The sequence below is a fragment of the Hymenobacter sp. DG25B genome (assembly GCF_000801315.1).
In the GTDB taxonomy this organism is placed as follows: Bacteria; Bacteroidota; Bacteroidia; order Cytophagales; family Hymenobacteraceae; genus Hymenobacter.
The window spans coordinates 13,137-35,295 of the sequence record NZ_CP010054.1 but is presented as its reverse complement, the minus strand read 5'-3'; the positions used below and the strand labels follow the sequence as shown (position 1 = coordinate 35,295).

Below are 22,159 nucleotides of genomic sequence, written 5' to 3'. Positions count from 1 at the left end.
CGTTCACGTATCGTTTTTCCACAAGCAGAAGGAGAGAATCTGCTTACGGTTGGCCAACGATACAACCCCGAATCTCACATAAGAACCCGGTCAAAAGGCTGGGTTTTTTGTTGCCTTTTTATTTCAGCTGATGCTTCCTGTTGCCTGGGCTCCTCTCTATGCGCATTCTTTGCCGGCCAGCCACCGGTTTCCCATGCTCAAGTATGAGCTGCTGCCGGAACAGCTGTTGCGCGAGGGTATTATTTCCGAAAGCAGCCTGTTTGTCCCGCAGCCGGCCGAGGCGGCCGATATTCTGCGTACGCATTCCGCTGATTACTACCGCCGGCTGGTACACGGCCAGCTCACGCGGCAGGAGGAGCGGGCCACCGGCTTTCCGTGGTCAGCGCAGCTGATAGAGCGGGAAGTGACCATTCTGGGCGGCACCATAGAGTGTGCCCGCCGCGCCCTGCCCCACGGTATTGCCCTCAACATAGCCGGCGGCACGCACCACGCTTTTCAGGACCGGGGCGAAGGGTTCTGCCTGCTCAATGACCAGGCCGTGGCGGCGCACTACCTGCTGGCCCACCCCGACCTGGGCATTCAGAAGATACTGATAGTGGACCTGGATGTGCACCAGGGAAATGGCACGGCCGCCATTTTTCAGCACGATGCGCGCGTGTTCACCTTCTCCATGCATGGGGCCCGCAACTATCCCCACCGCAAAGAGCACTCCGACCTGGACCTGCCCCTGCCCGATGGCACCGATGACGCCACCTACCTCCGGCTGCTGGCGGAAACCCTGCCCCGCCTGTTTCAGGAAGTGCAGCCCGATTTTGTATTCTACCTCAGTGGGGTAGATGTGCTGGCCACCGATAAGCTGGGGCACCTGGCGCTAACCCGGGAAGGCTGCCGCCAGCGCGACTACCAAGTGCTGGAACTGTGCCGCCGCCACGCCGTGCCGGTGGTAGTGTGCATGGGCGGCGGCTACTCCACGCGCCTGGCCGATATTGTGGAAGCCCACGTAAACACCTACCGGGTTGCCGCCGGACTCTATGACTAAGCAGGCAGGGTGAAAAGCCCGCCCGTTTTCAGGCTTCCTTCGTGATAACGACCTGCCACCGAAATGCCCAGCGCCAGCGCAGCGTGTACTGCCGGATACCGGCCTGCTGCAGCAAGCGCTGCCAGTCCTGCCGCGAAAAAGCCCGCGCTACCGACAGCGGCGCATCATGCTGCACCAAATAAGAGCCCCCGAATAAGCGCGTCAACCACTTAATGCTGTGGTAGGCCAGCGGGTGCCGGTGCAAATCATTAATAATAACCGCCAGCGTGGCTTGCTGTTGCCACTGGCGCAGCAGCTGCACCAGCTGCTCATCCGGGAAGTGGTGGCAGAACAAACTGCACGTGAGCACATCAAAAGACTGCTGCTGAAAATCCGTTGCAAAAATATCCTGCTGCTGAAAGCTGATTTCCGGATACTGCTGGCATTTCTCCCGGGCGTACGCCACCATAAACGCATTGGCGTCGATGCCGGTGAGGGCTACGGGTACCTGCTGCCGGCGGGCCCAGCGGGCCAGGTAGCGGAGCGTATCGCCGCCGCCGCTGCCTAGGTCGGCCAGGCGCAGGGGGCGGCTTTTGGGAAAGTGCGGCCGTAGCTGCGCTAAGGCATGAGTGAGCACGCCGTAGCCACCCAGGCGGGTGTTAATAAGCTCCAGCTCATCCAGGTTTTGGCGCAGGGCATCGGAAGCCAGCGTCAAATCATCCATCAACTCCGATTGGGTAGCGCGGCGGGCGAGGTTCAAGCTGATAAAAGAGAAAACAGGAAAGAATGAGAAGTGCCCGCAGGGTTAGTAAGCCAGCGGCTGGTGCGCGGCTTCCGTCTGCCGGGCTGGTTGGCTGGCGTTAGCAGCAACCGGCTGGTAACATACCTGCAGCAGCATGGCTTCCAAAGTTAGGCCCGGGCCAAAGGCAAAGCTCAGCACCGGCGCGCCGGCATCGGCGGGAGTAAGGTTTTGCATCAGCTCGCGCAGCACAAACAGCACCGTGGCCGACGACATGTTGCCGTATTCCCGCAGCACTTTGTAGGCAAAGCGGTTATCGTGGCGCGAGATGCCCAACTCCTGCTCAATGGTTTCCAGAATCTTGCGCCCACCCGGGTGAATGGCGAAGGAGTGAATATCGGCTAGCTGCACGGGCAGATTCTGCAGCAGGCGTTCCGTCAGCTGCCGGATACCCCGCTGAATGAGCTTGGGTACGTAGGAAGACAGCGTCATTTCAAAGCCGAAATCATTGATGTGCCAGGCCATATCGTCGTGGCCATCGGGCTCCAGAGCGCAGTGGAAGGCTTCCAGGGCCAGGCTGGGGCCCTGGCTGGCCGGGCGTGCCTGCACCAGCGCCGCCGCCGAGCCGTCACTGAACAAGGCATTCGACACCAGGTGGTCGTCGTCGGGGCTTTTCTGGAAGTGCAGGGTGCACAGCTCGGTGCACACAATCAGCACCTGGGCGTCGGCATCGGCCCGGCAAAAGGCATCGGCCAGCTTCAGGGCATTAAAGGCGGCGTAGCAGCCCATGAAATTGACGCAGGTGCGCTGCACGTTGGGCTGCAGGCCCAGGGCTTTCACCAGCTCTATATCCAGCCCCGGCGCATACATACCGGTACAGCTCACGGTAATCAGGTGGGTGATGGTAGCCGGCGTAGCCTCCGGCAGCTGCGCCAGGCAATCCAGCGCGGCTTCTACGGAAAGTGGCAGCGCGTGCTCCCGATAAATACCCAGGCGCTGCCCCACGGTGGGAAACGGCTCCAGATCAGGCGTATTCGGGAAGAACTCAAACTCGCCGTTTGTGCGGGCATAATCGGCCAGTACGGAGTGCCGCTGCTCAATACCGGACACGCGGTACAGGGCCTGCAGCTTGCGGGTGGCAGCGGCGTCAAACTGCAGGGCTGCCGCCATAAAGCTGGCTATTTGCGCCTGCGCAATGCGGTGTGTAGGAGTAGCAGTGCCGATGGCACACAGATAGCTTGTCATTGGGCGCAGTATACGCAAATTACGCCCGGATGGGCACCGTGGATTGCCTATGCCAAAATTCAGTTAAAAAGCCTTGCCGTGGGTGCGCCGCATAAGCAGCTGCACGCCAGCCGGCCAGTGGCGCATGCCACCCACCAAAGCCTCGCTCAGGACGGGGTGCCCGAAGAGGCCCTGCACGGCCCGACCCACCCGCAGGCGGGTGCCAAACAGCTGCTGCCAGCCATGGCGGTAGCGGGCCTCCAGCTCGGGGCGGGCTATACTTTTGGTCAGGAAATCGTGGGTTAGCCGGGCGGCCAGAGCGGCCCCGTGGATGGCCATGGCCATGCCGTTGCCGCAGAGCGGCGTAATCAGGCCGGCCGCGTCGCCGCACATCAGTACATGGTTTTCTACCGGGCTTTTAGGCGCGAAGGATATTTCATTGATTACCTCCGGCTGCGGATACAGGAACTCGGCCTCCTGCAGAATGGCGCGCAGCTGCGGATTGCGGGCCAGCACCTGGGCTTCCATAGCCGGAATGGTGCCCGCGGCTTTTAGGTTGCGGCGGGTAGTGAGGTAGCAAAAGCACAGCTTATCGTCTTCAATGGCCGAGATGCCCGCGTAGCCATCGGCAAAGTTGTGCAGGGCAATCAGGTGGCGCGGCATGTCATACCGCAGGTGGTATTTCACACCCAGGTAGGGGGAGCGTTGCTGAAAAAAAGGCCGCTGCAGCTGGCGGTCCAGGGCGGCCCGCTTGCCGTAGGCACCCAGCACCAGGCGGGCCGGCAGCGCCCGGCCATCGGCCAGCTGCACGGTATGGTTATCCCGGGCGGCATCAAACTGCACATCGGTTACGGTAGCCAGCAGCTCAAACTGCACGCCCCGCGCCAGGGCGCGCTGGTAGAGGAAGTGGTCCAGGGTGTAGCGGCTTACGCCAAAGCCGCCCAGATCCAGGGGGGCGGTTAGGGTGCGCCCGGCCGGGGAGCTAAGGAGAAAGTGGGTGAGGGAGGCGGGGGCCAGCGCATCGGGTGCTACGCCCAGGCGGTGCAGATACGGCAGCACTTCGTTGGACACGTACTCGCCGCATACTTTATGAAACGGGTACGATTTCCGCTCGATGACCGTCACGGCGTGGCCCCGGTCGGCCAGGTCCAGCGCCGCCGTGAGGCCGGCCAGGCCACCCCCCACAATGAGAACATTCTGCATGCTTATTTGAAAAAATTAACGGAATAGCTAAAGTGCACGCAGCTTTTATCCCAAAGAAAGCATATATAGCTAATCAGTTTCACAATTAGGTGGTTACCTTTGTAAACCTAACCGAATACTTCACGTTACTCAAGTATCCGGCCCCTGAATTTGCCTACACGCTACTGCACAATATGATGAAACTCCTACGCTATATTTTGTTGCTATCTCTCTTATGCGCCGGCCCGCTGCGCATGAGCATTCCGGTGGCAGTAGCCCAACCGGCAACCAAGCCTACGGCTAAACCGGCTTTGGAGGAAAAAAGTCTGCTGGTGTTTCCTAACCCCAGCACGGGTATTGTGCATATCTCCATTTCCGGGGCTGAGAGCCGCAAAATGGAGCTGCGTATCCTGAACGTCATTGGCACCGTTATTTACCGGGAATCATTAACAGAACTGAACGACCGGTTTACCAAAACGCTGGACCTAAGCAAGTTTGCCAGCGGCTTGTACTATGTCAAGCTGGAATCAGATGAGAGCAGTACGATGCGCAAGCTGGTAATCCGCTAAATCATTCGATTTGCCCATTATAAAAAAAGCGGCCTCTTACAGGGGTGGCTTTTTTGTTGTTGCACTTTGGCGGGAATTGAAGATTCATCGGCCAAAATCTTATTCAAAAAAGCGGTGCTTCCGGGAAGAAGCACCGCTTTAAAAAAGCTGCTACGCGGGGCTAGCGCCGCCGTGCCGGAACGGGTACCGGCTGTAGCGCAGTGTGCCGGGTGGGCCAGGAATGGCGCAACACCAGGGTAGCTACAAGTGAAATTCCCGCAAAAATGGCCAATGACATAGGTTCCAGGGCTAAAAGACAGAACAAAAAAACAACTACTCAAGTCAACTTCTTCCAGGCAAACGACACGGTGAAGCAGCTATTATAAGTTCAACCTGAAATGTAACCCGTAGGTTTCAAGACAGTGCCAGCTGGACCCAGCACGCTGGGTATCCAAAGTGCTATTTCCAATGGCTGGCTGCCGTAGTAGGTGCCCGACTTATAGCTGGGTTTTCAGCTGCTTCATCACGGCTGCCGCCACCTGTCTGATGTGTTGCACCAACGCGGCCACCAGCTCTGGCTCCAGCGGTGAGGAGGTAATAAGCTCCAGCTGCCGTAGGGCGTCCTGCACCGCCGTGATATGCAGGCTGCTGAAAGTGCTTTTGAGATGATGAGCCATTTCGCTTAGCCGCTGCCACTCCTGTTGCGCGGCGTGGCGTTCCATTTTATCAATAGCTGGCGGCACGGTTTCATTAAACAGCTGCACCATATTGCGCACAAAGTCATCGTCTCCCTGCGCTATTTGTTGCAGCGCTGTCAGATTAAACAAGGGTGGTTCTGTGGGTAGGTTAGCAGCGGCCGTCAGAAAGCGGGTGAGTACGGCATATAGCTGCTCCTCGCGGAAAGGTTTCGACAGATACCCCACAAAACCGGCCTGGCAGTAACGTTGCTCCTCATCGGAAAAGGCGTGCGCCGTTAAGGCAATGACGGGCGTGGCTGCTCGTTGCGCATCAGGATGCCGTTGAAGCAGGCGGGTGGCGGTAGGCCCATCCATGGTGGGCATCTGAATGTCCATCAGCACCAATGCATAAGCATGCTGCTGAAAGAGCTGCACGGCCTGTTTCCCGTTTAGGGCGGTGTCTACCACTAAGCCCCAGTTACGGAGAAGCTTTTGCGTGAGAAACTGGTTGACTTCATTGTCTTCTGCCAGCAGGATTCGGTAGGGGCCCAGCGGGGGGTGGGCGGCGGTTGGGGTAGATGAAGCGGCCGGCGAAAAAGCATCGGGTTGGCGAAAAGGCAGCTCTACCCGGAAGGCACTGCCCTGGTGTACCTGGCTTTCCACCGTGATAGTGCCACCCAAAAGCTCCACCAGCCCTTTGCTGATACTCAGGCCTAAGCCGGTGCCCCCATACTCCCGGGCCGTGCTTGCCGAGGCCTGGGTGAAAGCCTCAAAAATATGCCGCAGCTGGGGCGCCGGAATTCCAATACCGGTGTCCTGTACGGTGAAGGCAAACCGGGGTGGCGCGTGCAACGGACTCAGCCGTTCGCAGCGCAGGGTAATCTGCCCTTGCACCGTAAACTTAATGGCGTTGCCCAGCAGATTCAGCAGAATCTGGGTCAGGCGGTAAGGGTCGCCCACCACGCGGGTATCGGTGGTAGGCGGGGGGCACAGCTCCAGCTTGATTTTCTTTTCCTGGGCCTTAAAACGTACGGATTCCAGGCTGCGGTGAAGAACATCCCGCACATCGAAGGACGTAGCTTCTACTTTGATCTTACCGGCCCCAGTTGCGTAATGGCCAGAATATCATTGATAACCACCAGCAAATGCTCCGCCGACTCCCGGATGTGCTGCAGATATTCCTGTTGACTGGTGGTGAGCTTCGTTTTGGCTAGTAACCCGGCAATGCCCAGAATACCGTGCATGGGGGTCCGGATTTCGTGGCTCATGTTGGCGAGGAAATCCTGTTTGGCGCGGGCGGTTTTTTCGGCGTTTTCCTTGGCCTCGTTCAGAGCCAGCTGGGTTTGTTTTAAGTTGGTAATGTTACTGTCGATGCCCAGTACTTGTACGGAGCCATCGGCCAGCACAAAAGGCCGTTTAATGGTGTAGAGCCAGACCGGCTGGCCGTTGGGGCGGGTAAACTCTTTCTCCGCGCGTAGCTCCTGCCCGGTGCTGATAACCTGCTGGTCCTGAAAAAGATATTTCCGGCGTTGCTCGGGTATGGGATGCAGCTCTTCCGGGGAGGCGGCTAACAGCTCGGGCAAGCTCATGCTGTGCAGTTGGGCCGTAGCCTCATTGGCCAGCACATAGCGCCCGGTGTGGTCTTTTAGATAAATCAAGTGTGGAGTAGAATCAATTACCTGGCGAAACAGGCGGTTTTGCTCCTCCAGCCGCTGGGCAGCCGCCAGCTGCTGTTTCTCCGCTAGTTTCCAGGGGGTGATATCCTCCGCCGAGCCTACTACCAGCTTCACGCGGCCGGTAGCATCCCGCTCAAAAGGGGTGCTTCGTATCCGCAGCCACCGGGAGCTGCCATCCCGGTGGGGCATGTGGTACTCCAGGGTGAAAACGTCGCCGTCTGCGGCTTGCACCAACTGGTTCCAGTGCTGCTGGAGCAGGCGCCGCTGCTTGGGCGGAATCAGCTGCTGCATCATGGCCGGGCCCATGCCCACAATTTCTTCACTGGTATAGCCCAGAATAATTTCCGTGTGGTGGTTGCAGTATACACTGCGACTTTCCTCCAGATCGAAAATGTAAATCAGGTTAGGTGCCGTGTTGATGATGCGCTCCAGCAGCAGCCGGTTGTGGCGCAGCTCCTCCGCAATAGTCCGCTGGGCGGTTACATCTTCCGCACTGCCCACCAACTGGCGCACCTGCCCGTTGGGGTAGCAGGTGAAGGCCACAGTGCGGGTGCGCAGCCACCGGGAGCTGCCATCCCGGTGCCGGATGTGGTACTCATTCAGCAGGGTTTCCCCATCAGCCAGCGCACCAGTAGCCTGAATTTGTTTTTTTACCAGAGCTGCATCTTCCTCGCGCATGAGCATGGAGAGCAGGTTGGTGCTCATTTCCTGCAGCTCGGCGGGGGTATACCCTAACAAAGGCAGGCTCTGCTGATTGGCATACAGCAGGCGCCCTTCCTCCAGATCATATAAGTAAACCAGGTTAGGAACCGTATCGTTGATACGGTTGGTAAACAACTGTCCCCGCAGTAAGTCTCTTTCCGCGCGCCGCTGCCCGGTAAGGTCGGTTAAGTACACGTTGGCGCAGTTTTCACCGGCCAGGGGCACCACGGTCCAGAGGTATAGCTGCTGCTGCAGCGGCCATTCACTGACGCAGGCTTGTCCTTCGTGCAAGGCCCGGGCTATTTCCCGCTGCAGAAAAGCCATGTTGTCGGACTGGTCAGTTAGTACATCCAGCACTGCCCGGCCGGCCGGGTTGGTGTACTGTGCCTCCCCCCGGCTATTAAAGCAGATAATGGGGTGGGGGCTTTGCTCTGCCAGCCGGGAAAGCTCTTCGATGCGGCGCTGGGCACACTGCTGGGCCGTTACATCCTCGTAGCTCCAGAGGTGCAGCAGCGTATGGCCTTCCAGCACCACCGGTAAGTACTGCTGCTTTACAATTAAGCCATTAGAGAGCGGAATAACGACATCACGCAATGGCTGCTGCTGGGCCACCGCCTGAGTAGTGCTGTGCTGCGTGGCGGGCGAGTGCAGCAGCGCATGAGCTGCCTGGGTATAGACCTGGGTCTGGAGCTGGCCCACGTAGCTCTGGGGCGACTCCGGCAGCCCAAACAGGTCACAGAAGCGTTGGTTTAACAGGGTTATCTGCTGCTGGTCATTCTCAGCCAGAACAGCCGTGGTAACCGTTTGCAGGAGAGTAGCCGACAGGCTGGCCGCGGCTACCTGCTGCTGTGCTAATTGCTTGTGCAGCTGTTGCGCCTCTGTGCGGGTGGCCGTATATAAATGCGTGGCCTGCTGCAGCTTGCGCCTTAAGTGGCGATAGGTAATGGGCTGCATACGTCTGGTAAGAATAAGATGAGCGTGGGCCGCTTAATGCAGCCGGACTTCTTTATTCTGAACCATACGATAAATAGTAGACTTCCCGATTTGCAGTTGGGCCGCAGTTTCTAAAATATTTGAGTTGTTGGCATCCAGATAGCGCTGCACAATGGCCGCTACCTGGGCCCGTAATGGGGTGTTCGCAGCCAAAGGGGTAGTTTCCTGCTGCCGCAGCGAAAGATCATCGGCCTCAATGGTTTCCCCATCGGCCAGTACGGCTGCCAATTCAATAACGGCTTTCAGCTCCCGCACATTTCCCGGAAAGGCATACTGGATCAGCTTATGCTGGGCGCCCGATGACAATCGAAGCAGCGGCATGCCATTGAGGGCGCAAAAGGAGGCCAGGAACGCATTAGCCAGCAGCAAAACGTCTGGCCCCCGCTCCCGGAGCGGCGGCAGCACAATAGGCAAGCCCAGTAGCCGATAGAACAGATCTTCCCGAAAGCGGGCCTGTTTAACCAGTTGGTGCAAATCGTGGTGCGTGGCTACAATGAGCCGGGCATCAAAGGCAATGGCGGCATTTCCGCCTACCCGGGTTACTTCCCGCTCCTGTAAAACCCGCAGCAGCTTTGCCTGCAGATCTAAATCCAGCTCGGCTACTTCATCCAGAAACAGGGTGCCCTGGTGTGCTTCCTCAAACCGGCCGATGCGGCGGCTGGCGGCCCCGGTAAACGCCCCTTTCTCGTGTCCAAACAGCTCACTTTCCAGCAGCTCCCGCGGAATAGCGGCTACGTTTACCGCCACAAAAGGTCCTGCCCGCCGGTCCGACTGGTAATGAATGGCCTTGGCTACCAATTCCTTGCCGGTGCCGGTTTCGCCGCTTACGGAAACCGTTATTGGAGTTCGGGCCGCTTTATCAATCAGCTTAAAAAGCTGTTGCATGGGGGGGCTGCTGCCCATGATGGCCTGCCGGGGTACGTATTTCTGCGCCACCTGCTTCCGCAGTTCGGTGTTCTCGCGGCGCAGCGCCAGCTGCTGGCGTACATTATTCACGGTGTGCCACAGCCGGTCAGGGGTATCCGTGTCTTTCACCAGATAGTCATAAGCCCCCTGATGTAGCAGCCGGATTGCCGTGCGGACGTCCTCCTGACTGGAAATCACAATAACGGTTACGTCTGGCAGCTGCTCTTTAATCTGCAGCAGCACTTTGTCGCCGGTTGCATCGGGCAGCGAATAGTCCAGGGTGATGAGGTCGGGCTGCTCACTGAGGTGGGTGAGGCAGGCCTGCGCCGTTGTAAAGCGCTGAATACGGTTATCGGGATTCTGGGCCAGCTTATATTCCAGCAGCTCTCCATACCACTCGTTGTCTTCAACAATAAAGATATGTAGGGTTGGAAGTAAGGGCATATAGCAAGGAATAGCCTAATCAGTTAAGTAAGGGTGCTACCACGGGCGGGCACAGCGCCCTCAATGTAGTAGAATCCATTTTATAGAAAGTATAGCTTTTTGTTCAGCGCCTTGGTTGGCCTGCTCTGCCTGTGCTACCCGTTGCGTACGGGTAAAGCCTGAGAATAAGCCAGTTTTCTCAAAATAGGATCAAAAGTCCCATTGTGGGATAGAATATAATTGGGCTAATTTACATATACATATGATTATCAATTACTTGTGTTTGTATTGAAGCTTCGGCGACGGATTTGCTGGCGGGCTTGTAGAAATGCCCCAGCTAAACCGCCGTCTTATGAAAAATTTCAACAAAATACTCGCCTTGCTCATTCAGCCCGGGCTTTTGCTGTTGCCCCTGTTATGGGCGACACCAGCCCAGGCGCAATCGGCCGCTACTTATTCCAATTCCGGAGCTCAGCCTCAAACCGATGTGAAATGTGTCCTGACCGCGTGCAGCGGCAAAGTGACAAACCCCGAAAAAGCCACTGATGCGAATCTGGACAACTACGCTACCCTGAATCTGGCCTTGCTGAATGGCTATGCCTCTTTAAAAATGCCGCTTAGTAGCACAGTGCCGGCTTATAGTCGGGCTGGGGTAGTGCTTAGCAGCAGCAGCGGAGGATTAGTTGATTTGAGCGGAGTGGGGGAAGTGCGCCTTTCCACTTATCGTACGGGGGTAGCGGCGCCCGTACAGCGGGTGGTGGTAGAGCGGCAGGCGCTGCAGGCGGCCTTAAGTAGCACCCAGCGCATACCGATGGAGTTCCTGGCTACGGCCCCCTTCGACCAGGTGCGCATTGAGTACTACGGCCTGGCCAATGTCAGCCTCGACCCTAACCTGATTTATGACCTGCGGGTGTTCTACGCGTATGGCATCATAAGCACCCAGGCGCAGCAGGTAGCCGGCTATTTGTCGCGCTTTCCCACGCCTGCTGCCACCGACTACGCTACCTCTATTGAAAGCAATGGCGTAACGGTATGTGCCAATACGGCAACAGACCACCCGGAACGGGCCGTGGATGCCAGTCTGGATAACTATGCTTCTTTCCGGACTTTGCTGGATGTAAACTGCCCGGCCACCCTGCAGGTGCACCTGGAGGGTACTTCCCCGGCGGGCTATCAGGCGGGTTTTGTTATTGGCAATGGGGGCCTATTGGATGTGAGCGTGCTCAATAACCTGAAATTAACCACCTACCTCGGCAACCAGCCCCAGGAGTCGGCTAGTGGTACCGACCTGCTCCGCCTCACGGCTCTGCCGGATAACTCGGGGCGTTACCAGGTCAGCTTTGCCGGGTCTAAGCCTTTTGACCGGGTGGAAATTCAGCGCACTGCCGCACTAAGTGTTCTGGATAATCTTCGCCTGTATTATGGTTTCGGCATCGAGCCCAAAGCCTTCCGCGACCTGACGCCCGTGCTCTCGGATAACCCCACGGCGCAGGCCGGCACCAACTATCAAACGGAAAGTAATTCCTTGATTTGCGCAGGATGCACAATACAGAACCCGGAGCGGGCCGCTGATGCTCTTATTGCCGATTCTGACTATGCCCGGATCATCAGTACCGTAGGGGCTTTGGGCACGCAAAAGCTCAAAATCAAGCTGAATGGCACCGGACTGGCGGGCAACACGGCTGGCATTGTGCTGAACAATGGCGGTAATCTGCTTAGCAGCAGTGTGCTGCAAAATATCCGCATCAGCACGTATTCCGGCGCTAGTGGGGATACTTATGTGGAAAGCGTAACGGGCAGTGCCCTAATTCAATCCCAAATATTATCTGGCAACCGGCAGGAAATATCTTTCCCCACCACCCGCGACTTTGAGTGGATTGAATTAGAAATTCCGAACGGCGTAAGTCTGCTGAACGACGTGCACGTGTTTTATGGCTTTGCCGAAGACCGGCCTTTCTCATTCCCTTCCCAGGTGGTTCCACCTATTCTGCTGCCCGTAGAGCTGGTGCAGCTGACAGCCGTGGAAACAACAGCCGGCGTATTAGTGCGCTGGAGCACGGCCTCAGAAAAGCAGAGTCAGCATTTTGTGGTAGAGCGGGCCGTGGCAGCCGGCACCGCAGCCACCTCCTTTCAGCGGCTGGGAGAAGTAGCAGCCGCTGGAAATACCACCCAGGCGCACAGCTATTCCTTTCTTGATGCAAACGTTGCGCCCCTGACGGCGCCCATCCTGTACTACCGGCTGCGCGTGGTAAATGAGGATGGCGGTGAAAATCTGTCGCCGGTGGTTGTTGTAAAACATCAGGTGGGCCGGGGCATAACTTTAACGGTTTCGCCCAATCCAGCCGCTGCCTCAGAGGAAGTACAGCTGCAAGTAGCCAGTCCGGCCTTAGAAAACGCCGTGCTTCATATCTATAATACCCAAGGAAAGCTGGTCCGTCGTTTGGTGAACAATGCCCGGCAGCGGCTGCAGCTACAGGGGCTACCGGCCGGCCTATATCATGTGGTTTTGTTGGCGAATTCCGGGCAGCGGCTGGCCAGCCAGAAGCTGATTATCCGGGAGCCATAGTCTGTGCCAGCCTAAATCTGGAAAAGCGAGAAAGAAGCGCGGAAAAGAATGCGGCATCTTTGTGCTGATTCTTTTCCGCGCTTCCTTCTCGCTTTTATGCCTTGCCCGCTTCTCCGCATCCTCATTCTGGCCAGTTTGCTGGCCGGCGCCGCTGCCTGCTCTTCTTCTGATCCAGCCCCGGGTCTCCCTGCCACGCGGGAGGATAACCTGGCCTTGGGCAACCCGAGCGGGGCGGTGACGGACGCCGCCCAGTATAACAACTACCTGCTGGTGAAGCCGCAATACACCCTGAGCTACCACCGGGACCGGGGCACGCCCAACTGGGTGAGCTGGCACTTAAGCAGCGCCTGGCTGGGCGCGGCCGCCCGCCAGGACGACTTCCGGGCCGACAACACGCTGCCCGCCGGCTGGTACCAGGTGCAGGCCAACAGCTACTCCGGCTCGGGCTTCGACCGGGGCCACAACTGCCCCTCGGCCGACCGTACCGCTTCCGTAGCCGACAACTCGGCCACCTTCCTGATGAGCAACATGATTCCGCAGGCCCCGCGCCACAACCAGCAAACCTGGGCCAGCCTGGAGAACTACTGCCGCACCCTGGTAGGGCAGGGCAATGAGCTCTACATCATCATGGGCCAGTATGGGAAAGGCGGCACCGGCTCGGCCGGGTATTATACCACCCTCAACAACGGGCACGTGACCGTGCCCAAGCGCATCTGGAAAGTTATTGTGGTGCTGCCCAACGGCCCCAATGATGTAGCCCGGGTAACCAGCAGCACGCGCATCATTGCCGTAGACGCACCCAACAATAATAGCGTGAGCCCCAACTGGAGCACCTACCGCACCAGTGTGGATGCCATTGAACAGGCCACCGGCTACGACCTGCTCTCGGCCGTATCCGGCCCCGCGCAAAGCACTATTGAAGCAAAAGTGGACAACGGCCCCGTGCAGTAACCCTGCCGCCGGCAGGTAAGGAGAGAGTAGCTGCGGTATGTAAAATATTGTTCTTAAACTGTTGGTGCTCAAACCATCTGCCGTCTTCGCCGTAAGCCAGTGTGGTGAGTATTTTTAAAGTATACTGGGATGGATGGCAAGCCGCGCTGCAACGCGGCTTGTTTCGTATATGGCTGCCAGGGCAGAGTAATCAGATACTTCTCAGCAGATAAAGACCAACGGATTTCACTAACGGGAAAACCGCATTTTCCATTCTTGGGCGCCTGTAGCGCAATAGGCTTAAAATAGGCGGCATAGTAGGTGCCAGGGATGAGCTTTAAACATAAAAAGCCTCCCAATACCGGAAGGCTTTTTGTGTTCTGCAACGTGTTTAACTACCGCCCATCCGCGGCGGGCAGGCCCACCGTGCTGTCGTCTGTTACGGGCATGCTGTTCATATAGGAGCGGAAGCTCATGGCAATTTCGCTGGCCAGGGCCGTAGCCTGAGCCCTTACGCGCCGGTCGTTGTGGGTGCGGCTGTTGCTGCGCTCCTGCGCCAGCTGGCTGATATATTCATCCAGCGGTACGGTAGCCGTAGGGTTCTCGGGGTCGGTTACGCAGCGGAAAGAGCCCACACTATAGTTGTAGCCCTGCTCCGTGCACCGGAATACAAACTCAAAGCGCACCGTGTAGTCCTGGTCTTTTCCCGAGGCCGTAACGGGCGTTACCTTGCTGGTGCCCGTAACCCGCACCTCGCCGGTGGCGGCATCTTTCCGGAAGCCGGTGGTAGGACCAAAGGCAAAGCGGTTTTCCACCCAGTTGGCTCCCCGCAAAAACAAGGCATTCTTCCCTGGCTCGGGAGCGGGTACCTGCTCACTGTATTCTATGGGAGCCGAGTCAGTTGTTTGGGCCAGAAGAGGAGCCGAGAAAAAAAGCATCCCGCAGCAAACCAAAGAAAGTAAGGTTGTTTTCATAAACAGAAGGAAGCGAAGAGTGTGAAAAGCAAACTGAGAAATAAAGGTACTATATCTATTGATATTGCACATTACAAAGTCTGTTATCTCATTGTTAAAAATGAACAAAATTGTGTTTTGTGAATATGGGTATCTTCGTTGATTATAAATAGCTTAGGTACAAAGCGGCGCTGGTGTGAAATAGTTTTATGTTTTTGATGAGCTTGGACACGCTTTTTTATCCGCTAAAGACTAGAACACAATGCCCGCTTTCATGCGCTTTTTTAGCGAGAAGTATGATTGTTTTTGGGGAAGTGTATCAGAATAAGTCGAAGGGGGATGCTGGTATTTTTTTTGGTTTTAAACCCGGTAGTACCTTGATATTCATAGTGCTATAAGGGCGGGTAGGGGGAGGTGGTTTAAATAGTGCCGTAGAAGGGTGAGAGATTCATGTATCAAAAAAAATTATGCTGCTCACTTATTGCGTCATCAAAAAGTAGTTGTAGATTTGCTCCGTGCTTCAGATACACCCCACCATCTAATGAAGCGCGGGACTCGACATAACGAGGTCCTGCGAAAAGGCCGAGAGGTCTTTTCCTCTTCTGACTCTTTTGTTTTTTCTGGATTTCCTGTCTTTGCCGCTCCGGTCTTCGAAGCGGTTTTTTTGTGTTCAATCGGGTCGGTTGGCGCAGCGGGAGCCGCATGCCTTGCCATCTTCTAAACCTTCAGCCTTTACCTGATCCAACCCATGAACGACAACAACACCCTCGCCCAGGAGATGGTAGCTGCCGTTCCTGCCGTCATCTAACTTTCCTTCTCCGCAGGCGCCCGGTTCTGCCGGGCGCTTTGCTTTTAGAGCAGTTTGTACCCACTCAAAACCCAGTGAAATCCGCCTCGCCTGTATTCCCTGCGGCGCCAGCCAAAGGGCGGGTGGTTCTGAAATGACAGCCTTGAACTTAGGGGAAATTGGTGAAAGCGCTGCCAGGAAGGAGCCACCCCTTGAGGTCAGGAAATGCGCCCGCAGAATTTCTTAACTTGAATCATCATGCAACTCGGCACTCTTACTTTACAAAGCCCCGTCTGCCTGGCCGCCGCGCCGTGGCAGCTGCCCACGGGGCCCGCTTACGAGCGACTGGGAGCTATTTTTACCCGTACCGTGACCATGGAGCCCAAGCCCGGACTCTATGAGGAAGGCATCTGGCAGGTGAATGAGCAAACCCTGCTCAACGCCACCAACATGCGCACGGAAAGCGCCGAAATTCTGGTGCAGGAGCATCTGGCCCACCTGCTCAGCTACGGCGTGCCCGTGTTTATCAGTATTACCGCGCCCGGTATTCCCGGCTTCCGCAAAATTGCGCGCTTCCTGGCCCGGGAAGTAGGTCGGCAGATAGCCGGCGTGGAAGTCTATATAACCCAACCCGATACGGGAAAGGGCGAAGAACTGACCGCCAAGTTTGTGCGCGACGCCACCCAGGCCGTGCGCAACGAGCTGGGGCCCGAGGCCGCCATTATTGTGAAGCTGCCGCCGTGGCCGGAGCACATCCGGGGCCTGGCCCTGGGTGCCCAGGAAGGCGGCGCCACCGCTTTGGCGGCCACCAACCTGCTCAAAGCCCTGCACCTGCCCGAAGATGCCACTGCTTCCCCCGTGGCCGGAGGCCTGTCTGGCGAAGCCCTGCGGCCCGTAGCCCTGCGCTGCGTGTGGGAGCTGGCGCACGATGAACGGATTACCCTGCCCATTTTTGGTACCGGCGGCGTGTTTACCGCCGCCCATGTAACCGACTACCTGCGTTGCGGTGCCAATGCCGTGCAGGTGGCCAGCGGCGAGTGGCTGGAGCCTGGCCTGTCGGCTCGGCTGGCCATGGAATGTGACCACACCCACCCTAAAACTGCTTCCGCATGGAAAAGCTGATTCAACGTGTTCAGTACGCAAACTCGCTGCTATGCGTGGGCCTCGACCCCGTAGGCGATGATGCGCAAGTAGCCCGCCGCTTGGCCGAAGTCATTGACCAGACTCATGATTATGCCGCCGCTTTTAAGCCGAACCTGGCCTTTTTCCTGAGCCGGGAAGATGGCGTAAAGCTGCTGCGTGAAACCGTGCAGCGCATTCCGGAAAGCATTCCGGTGATTCTGGACGGTAAGTTCGGCGACATAGCCAACACCGCCGACCACTACGCCAAGTTCGCCTACGACGTAATAGGCGCCGATGCAGTGACGGTGAACCCCTATATGGGCGACGACGCGGTACGACCCTTCGTGCGGGAAGACAAACTGGTGTTTGTTCTAACGAAAACATCTAACAAGTCGCAGTACTCTATGCAGGATATGGCCCTCACGCGCGGCGGTTCCCTGGCCGACGGCGTAGCCAAAGTTGCCTGCCGTCTTGATTCTGAAATCGGGGGCATTGGGCTGGTGGTAGGTGCAACCCACCCGAATGCCCTAGCCCAGATGCGCGCCATCTGTCCGCAGCAATGGTTTCTGGTGCCCGGTGTGGGTGCCCAGGGCGGCGACCTGGAAGCTACCCTGAAAGCCGGCCTCCGCCCCGATGGGGCTGGTTTGCTCATCAACACGTCGCGCGCCATCTGGCAAGCCGCTGATGCTGGCTTGGCAGCGCGGGAATTGGTAGAGCAGATTAACCAGTTCCGGCCGGTAGCGGTGTAGCGCGAAGCTCCGGCTTCGCGCACGAGCAACGCGAGTAACCGGAACCGCGCCAATTAGGCCTACACATTAGAACTCGCGTTGCTCGTGCGCGAAGCCGGAGCTTCGCGCTACTTTCCACACCTAGTACCATGTCACCCTTGACTTCCGCCCAAACCACCCTCACTCCCGAAACTTTAGAGCAGCAACTGCTCCAAGAGGATGCCTTGCTGCGCGGGCACTTCCGCCTTTCCTCCGGCCTGCACTCCGATACCTACGTACAGTGCGCCCGCTTCCTGCGCCGCCCCGATTTGGCTGCTCCCGCCGCCGCGGAGCTGGCCGATAGGATTCGCGAAGCCGGCTTGCAGCCGGATGTAGTGGTTGGTCCCGCCATGGGGGGGGTGGTGATTGGCTACGAGCTGGCCCGGCAGCTGGGCGTGCCCGGCATCTTCACGGAGCGCGACGAAGCGGGGCAGATGACGCTGCGGCGCGGCTTTACCATTGAGCCCGGCCAGAAAATTATCATTGCCGAAGACGTGGTGACTACCGGCAAGAGCACCAATGAGGTAGCGCGCGTGCTGGAGGCCTTGGGCGGAAAAGTTTTGGCCGTAGCCAGTTTAATTGACCGCACAGGTGGGGATGCTGCGCTGAATTTTCCGAACTTTGCGCTGCTGCCGGTAACGGCGGCCACCTACGCACCCGATGATTGTCCGCTTTGCCGGGCAGGTATTCCGGTGGTGAAACCCGGCAGTCGGCCGGAAAAAGCGTTTTCTTAAACCTACTTCAGCGCAAACGGCGCTTAGGCAAGGCATTTTCGGCGTACTCCGTGTGGGTATGCTTCCTCACGGTGGCACTTTCGCCGCAGCGTGGGAAACCCGAAAAATAGACAAACACCCATCTTTTGGAATCTACCCAAAGAACCATACAGCTTCTGCTTAAGCCCGGCCAACATGATGGCGAGGGCCAACGCATAGCCGAAGCTGCCCAACGCCACCTGGGCCTGAACACGGGCCAGGTGCAAAGCACCGCCCTTTACACGGTGCGCTACCCCGTAACGGACCAGCAGCTGCGCGACTTCGCCACCCACTGCCTCCAGGACCCGGTGCTGCACGACGTGGCTCTCGACGAGTTCCGCCACAATCCCGCCTACAAAAGCTACATCCTGGTGGCCAAGCTGCCCGGCGTGACGGATGACGAAGGCATCTCGGCCCAGAACGCCCTCGGCGACTTCCTCAACGAGCCCCTCGACACGCACACCCAGCACATCTTCAGTAAACGGCTCTACTTCCTGGAGCACGAGCTGCCGGAAAGTAGTCTGCGCCAGTTGGCCGAAGACCTGCTCGGCAACAAAATGATTAACCGCTTCGAGGTCGGCCCCATAGCCCAGATTCGCGACTACACGCCGCGGCCGGGCGGTGGGGCCGAATCTATTACAGACACCGTGCGCCTGCTGGGCCTCTCCGATGAGGAGTTGGTGAAGCTGTCGAAAGACAACCTCTACGCCCTGAACCTGGTCGAAATGCAGGCTATCCGGGATGCATTTGACGACCCAGTGACCGTGGCAATGAGGGAATGGCACGGCATGACAGAAGACCCTACCGATTGTGAGATGGAAATCATTGCACAAACCTGGTCGGAACACTGTAAGCATAAAGAGTTTAGTGCCCGAATCCACTATTGGAATCACGAGACGGATGAGAGAGAGTGGATTGATGGGCTGTTCAAAACCTACATCAAAGACGCTACTGCCGAGGTGGACCGCCAGCTGCGGGCCAACGGCAACGACTGGCTGATTAAGGTATTCTCCGACAACGCCGGGGCCGTGCGCATCAACCCCGAGTCGTTGTTCGTGTGGAAGGTAGAAACGCACAATTCGCCCTCGGCCATCGACCCTTACGGCGGAGCTATTACCGGTATTCTGGGCAATAACCGTGACCCGCTGGCTACTGGCATTGGGGGTGCGCGGCTGCTGTTCAATACCAACGTGCTGTGCTTCGGCAACCCCGAGTTTTCGGGTACTTTGCTGAGCAACCAGCTGCACCCGCGCCGCATTTTTGAAGGCGTGCGCAAGGGAATTGAAGACGGCGGCAACAAATCGGGCGTGCCGACGGTGAACGGCGCCATTGTGTTCGATGACCGCTACGCCGGCAAGCCACTGGTATACTGTGGTACCGGCGCCGTAATGCCCATGCAGCTGGCCGGCCACGACTCTTGGGAAAAGAAGATTGACGCTCAGGACCGCATCATCATGGCCGGTGGCCGGGTGGGCAAAGACGGTATCCACGGCGCTACTTTCTCCTCTATTGAGCTGGACGAAACCTCGCCCGCCACGGCGGTGCAGATCGGCTCGCCCATCACGCAGAAGCTGGCCATGGATTTCCTGATCCTAGCCACGCGCCGCGGCCTGATTAAGTGCAGCACCGACAACGGCGCGGGCGGCTTGTCTTCCTCCATTGGCGAGCTGGCTACCATCAGCGGTGGTGCTGTGGTAGAGCTGGAAAAAGTGCCCCTGAAATACCCCGGTCTGCGGCCCTGGGAAATCTTTGTTTCCGAGTCGCAGGAGCGTTTTTCACTGGCCGTGGAGCCCGCTAAGCTGGACGAGCTCATGGCGTTGGGACAGGAAATGGAAGTGGAGCTGACCGACATCGGCTACTTCACCTCGGATGGTTTCCTGGATGTGCGCTTCGATGGTGAGTCAGTAGCCCATCTGCACATGCATTTTCTGCACGAAGGCGTGCCGCGCAAAGTGCTGGAAGCCGAGTGGAGCAAGCCCCAGGCTTCAGAGCCGGCGTTGCCCGCTGACCTCGACTATACCGACGTGCTGAGCCGCCTGCTGGGCAGCCTTAATATCTGCTCGCGCGAATCGGTAATCCGGCAGTACGACCACGAGGTGAAGGGCCGCACCATCATCAAGCCCCTCATGGGAGCTACCGGTCAGGCTCCGCAGGATGCCGCTGTGGTCCGCTTCAACTTTGAGAGCTGGGAAGGGGTAGCCGTGAGCAACGGTATCCTGCCTCGCTTCGGTGATATTGACGCCTACGATATGTCGGCCGGCGCGTTTGATGAAGCCGTGCGCCAGATTATAGCCGTAGGAGGGAAGCTGCCCAACCTCACGTACGGCGACGGCAACTTCTGGTCCGTGAACGACAACTTCTGCGTACCCGACTCGGTGTATGACCCCATCGGCAACCCCGATGGCAAGCAGAAACTGGCCAAGCTGGTGCGCATGTGCCAGGCCCTGCGTGACGCCACGGCGGCTTACTGCATCCCGCTCACCTCAGGCAAGGACTCCATGAAGAATGACTTCAAGGCCGACGGCGTGAAGATTTCGGTACCACCCACGGTGCTGTACTCCATGACCGCCAAAATCGAGGACGTCCGCCATACCATCACTTCCGACTTCAAGCAAGCCGATGATGTGGTGTACCTGCTGGGCGAAACCTACGACGAGCTGGGCGGCTCAGAGTTCTACCAGCTGCTGGGTGAGCTGGGAGCCAATGTGCCCCAGGTTCGTTTCGCGGAAGCCAAAGCCCTGTACACGCTGATGGGAGAGGCCAACGATAAAAAGCTCATCCAATCCTGCCACGACTTGTCGGATGGCGGGCTGGCGGTGGCACTTGCTGAGGCTACGTTTGGTTATGGCTTTGGTGCTGCTATAGAATTGCCGAACAGTGGTTTAAGTGTGACAGCACAGTTGTTCTCGGAGTCGCACTCCCGCTTTGTGGCCACGGTGGCCCCGGAAGATGTGGTGGCGTTTGAGCAGCACTTTGGTAGCCGCGCTACCTGCCTGGGCCGCGTAACCCAGGACGGCCAGCTTACGGTAAAGCACGGTGGTCAGACGGTCGTTTCGGCCAGCACGACGGCCCTGCGCCACGAGTGGACCAATGGTCCCGTTAATCGAATCATCGGCTTCGGCCAGCATGCGGAAGCGCAATAGCCAGATGGAACAGCAACCAATTTTACCGGATTTAACCACGCCGCCCCGGCCGCAGCACGACGACCCGGGCCACGAGGTGGTGGACCGGGAGGGCAACATCAAGCTGCCCGGCTACAAAAGCGTGGACCCCGGCCACGAAACAACGGAGCCGCTGAAAAGTAGCCCGGAGTCCGGACATAGCCCGAAAGTGCGCGCCCTCATTCTGACCGGTTTCGGCATCAACTGCGAGGAAGAGTACGCCGCCGCTTACCGGCTGGCCGGCGCCGAAGCCACTATTGTGCACCTCAACCAGGTGCTGCACGGCCACGTCAGCATCCACGACTACGACATCCTGAACTTTCCCGGCGGCTTCTCGTTCGGCGACGACCTGGGCTCGGGCGTGGTGCTGGCCAACAAGCTGCGCTACCGCAAAAACACGGAAGGCCGTACCCTGCTCGATGACATCAAGCAGTTCGTGGCCAACGGCAAGTTCGTGATGGGCATCTGCAACGGCTTCCAGGTATTGGTGAAGCTGGGTTTGCTGCCCAACCTGAGCGGCAATGTAACGCCGGAAGTGACCCTGACGCACAATGCCTCGGGCCGTTACGAAGACCGTTGGGTGAAGCTGAAAGTCAACCCGAAATCAAACTCTCCCTTCCTGAAAGGCATTGACACGATGGAAGTGCCGGTGCGCCACGGCGAAGGTCGCCTTATTATTAAGGGCGAAGACACGCTGGCGGAAATTGAAGCCCGGGGCCTGAACTGTCTGGCTTACACCGATTTCGACGGCTCGCCGACGGACGTGTATCCTTTCAACCCCAACGGCGCCGACCTGAACTGCGCCGGCCTGACCGACACCACCGGCCAGGTATTTGGGCTGATGCCGCACCCCGAGGCTTTCCTCTCGCTCTATAACCACCCCGACTGGGCCCGGCGCAAGCGCCAGAACCCGAATCTGAGTGAGGAAGGCGACGGCCTGAAGCTGTTCCGCAACATTGTAGAACACGTGCAAGGCCAGCGCCAGGCCGCTACTGCGCCCCAGCAAGCCCGCCAGTTTTCATCCTAGACACCT

Annotated in this window: 16 protein-coding genes; 9 read left to right on the top strand and 7 right to left on the bottom strand. The window is 58.0% G+C overall.

All coding sequences use genetic code 11. The features are described from left to right. Positions 1–130: 130 nt before the first annotated feature. Positions 131–1,039 carry a histone deacetylase family protein gene (locus tag PK28_RS00140; RefSeq protein WP_044510199.1) on the top strand — a complete coding sequence of 303 codons (909 nt, stop codon included), beginning with the start codon at positions 131–133 and terminating at the stop codon, positions 1,037–1,039. A gap of 28 nt (positions 1,040–1,067) precedes the next feature. On the opposite strand, the gene PK28_RS00135 is transcribed toward PK28_RS00140, so the two are convergent. From PK28_RS00135 to PK28_RS00125, 3 genes are all read right to left on the bottom strand, one after another. Continuing rightward, positions 1,068–1,778, bottom strand: a complete 711-nt coding sequence (locus PK28_RS00135) for a methyltransferase domain-containing protein (RefSeq protein ID WP_231576190.1) — start codon at positions 1,776–1,778, stop codon at positions 1,068–1,070. Between the two features lie 45 nt (positions 1,779–1,823). Beyond that, the gene (locus PK28_RS00130) at positions 1,824–3,002 is read right to left on the bottom strand and encodes a type III polyketide synthase (RefSeq protein WP_044510194.1); all 1,179 of its coding nucleotides are present in this window, start codon (positions 3,000–3,002) and stop codon (positions 1,824–1,826) included. Positions 3,003–3,065: 63 nt separating this feature from the next. Next, positions 3,066–4,184 (bottom strand): NAD(P)/FAD-dependent oxidoreductase, encoded by a 1,119-nt coding sequence (locus PK28_RS00125; RefSeq protein WP_044510191.1) that lies wholly within the window; start codon positions 4,182–4,184, stop codon positions 3,066–3,068. A gap of 200 nt (positions 4,185–4,384) precedes the next feature. Between PK28_RS00125 and PK28_RS00120 the strand changes: the two genes are divergently transcribed. Next, positions 4,385–4,732 carry a T9SS type A sorting domain-containing protein gene (locus PK28_RS00120; RefSeq protein ID WP_197070441.1) on the top strand — a complete coding sequence of 116 codons (348 nt, stop codon included), beginning with the start codon at positions 4,385–4,387 and terminating at the stop codon, positions 4,730–4,732. Positions 4,733–5,208: 476 nt separating this feature from the next. Here PK28_RS00120 and PK28_RS00115 read toward each other — a convergent pair whose 3' ends face one another. Genes PK28_RS00115 through PK28_RS00105 form a run of 3 tightly spaced genes read right to left on the bottom strand, consistent with a single transcriptional unit; the run spans position 5,209 to position 10,109 of the window. Next, positions 5,209–6,453, bottom strand: a complete 1,245-nt coding sequence (locus PK28_RS00115) for an ATP-binding protein (protein ID WP_044510189.1) — start codon at positions 6,451–6,453, stop codon at positions 5,209–5,211. 17 nt (positions 6,454–6,470) lie between these two features. After that, positions 6,471–8,720 carry a PAS domain-containing protein gene (locus PK28_RS00110; RefSeq protein ID WP_044510186.1) on the bottom strand — a complete coding sequence of 750 codons (2,250 nt, stop codon included), beginning with the start codon at positions 8,718–8,720 and terminating at the stop codon, positions 6,471–6,473. 33 nt (positions 8,721–8,753) lie between these two features. Next, positions 8,754–10,109: a sigma-54-dependent transcriptional regulator gene (locus tag PK28_RS00105; RefSeq protein WP_044510184.1), complete on the bottom strand. Its 1,356-nt coding sequence runs from the start codon at positions 10,107–10,109 to the stop codon at positions 8,754–8,756. A gap of 331 nt (positions 10,110–10,440) precedes the next feature. Here PK28_RS00105 and PK28_RS00100 point away from each other — a divergent pair, with 331 nt between their 5' ends. Further along, the gene (locus tag PK28_RS00100; protein ID WP_044510183.1) at positions 10,441–12,654 is read left to right on the top strand and encodes a T9SS type A sorting domain-containing protein; all 2,214 of its coding nucleotides are present in this window, start codon (positions 10,441–10,443) and stop codon (positions 12,652–12,654) included. A 96-nt stretch (positions 12,655–12,750) separates the two neighbouring features. Further along, entirely contained in the window at positions 12,751–13,605 is an 855-nt protein-coding gene (locus tag PK28_RS00095) for a DNA/RNA non-specific endonuclease (RefSeq protein ID WP_044510182.1), read from the top strand. A 374-nt stretch (positions 13,606–13,979) separates the two neighbouring features. Here PK28_RS00095 and PK28_RS00090 read toward each other — a convergent pair whose 3' ends face one another. Beyond that, positions 13,980–14,558 carry a DUF4468 domain-containing protein gene (locus tag PK28_RS00090; RefSeq protein WP_197070440.1) on the bottom strand — a complete coding sequence of 193 codons (579 nt, stop codon included), beginning with the start codon at positions 14,556–14,558 and terminating at the stop codon, positions 13,980–13,982. Positions 14,559–15,582: 1,024 nt separating this feature from the next. On the opposite strand from PK28_RS00090, the gene PK28_RS00085 reads away from it, so the two are divergent. The 5 genes from PK28_RS00085 to PK28_RS00065 all read left to right on the top strand — a co-directional run bounded on the left by PK28_RS00085 (position 15,583) and on the right by PK28_RS00065 (position 22,153). Next, complete coding sequence (locus tag PK28_RS00085) at positions 15,583–16,446, top strand: dihydroorotate dehydrogenase (RefSeq protein ID WP_044510177.1); 864 nt, start codon at positions 15,583–15,585, stop codon at positions 16,444–16,446. Then, a complete protein-coding gene (pyrF, locus tag PK28_RS00080) occupies positions 16,434–17,195 on the top strand; it encodes an orotidine-5'-phosphate decarboxylase (protein WP_044510175.1) in 762 nt (253 codons plus the stop codon). The genes PK28_RS00085 and pyrF overlap by 13 nt, the downstream gene beginning before the upstream one ends. Positions 17,196–17,323: 128 nt before the next feature. Then, positions 17,324–17,947, top strand: coding sequence for an orotate phosphoribosyltransferase (pyrE, locus tag PK28_RS00075; RefSeq protein ID WP_044510174.1), 624 nt, complete (start codon positions 17,324–17,326; stop codon positions 17,945–17,947). A gap of 125 nt (positions 17,948–18,072) precedes the next feature. Then, positions 18,073–21,108 carry a phosphoribosylformylglycinamidine synthase subunit PurL gene (locus tag PK28_RS00070; RefSeq protein ID WP_044510172.1) on the top strand — a complete coding sequence of 1,012 codons (3,036 nt, stop codon included), beginning with the start codon at positions 18,073–18,075 and terminating at the stop codon, positions 21,106–21,108. 4 nt (positions 21,109–21,112) lie between these two features. Further along, positions 21,113–22,153 carry a phosphoribosylformylglycinamidine synthase subunit PurQ gene (locus PK28_RS00065; RefSeq protein WP_082017179.1) on the top strand — a complete coding sequence of 347 codons (1,041 nt, stop codon included), beginning with the start codon at positions 21,113–21,115 and terminating at the stop codon, positions 22,151–22,153. Positions 22,154–22,159 lie beyond the last annotated feature (6 nt).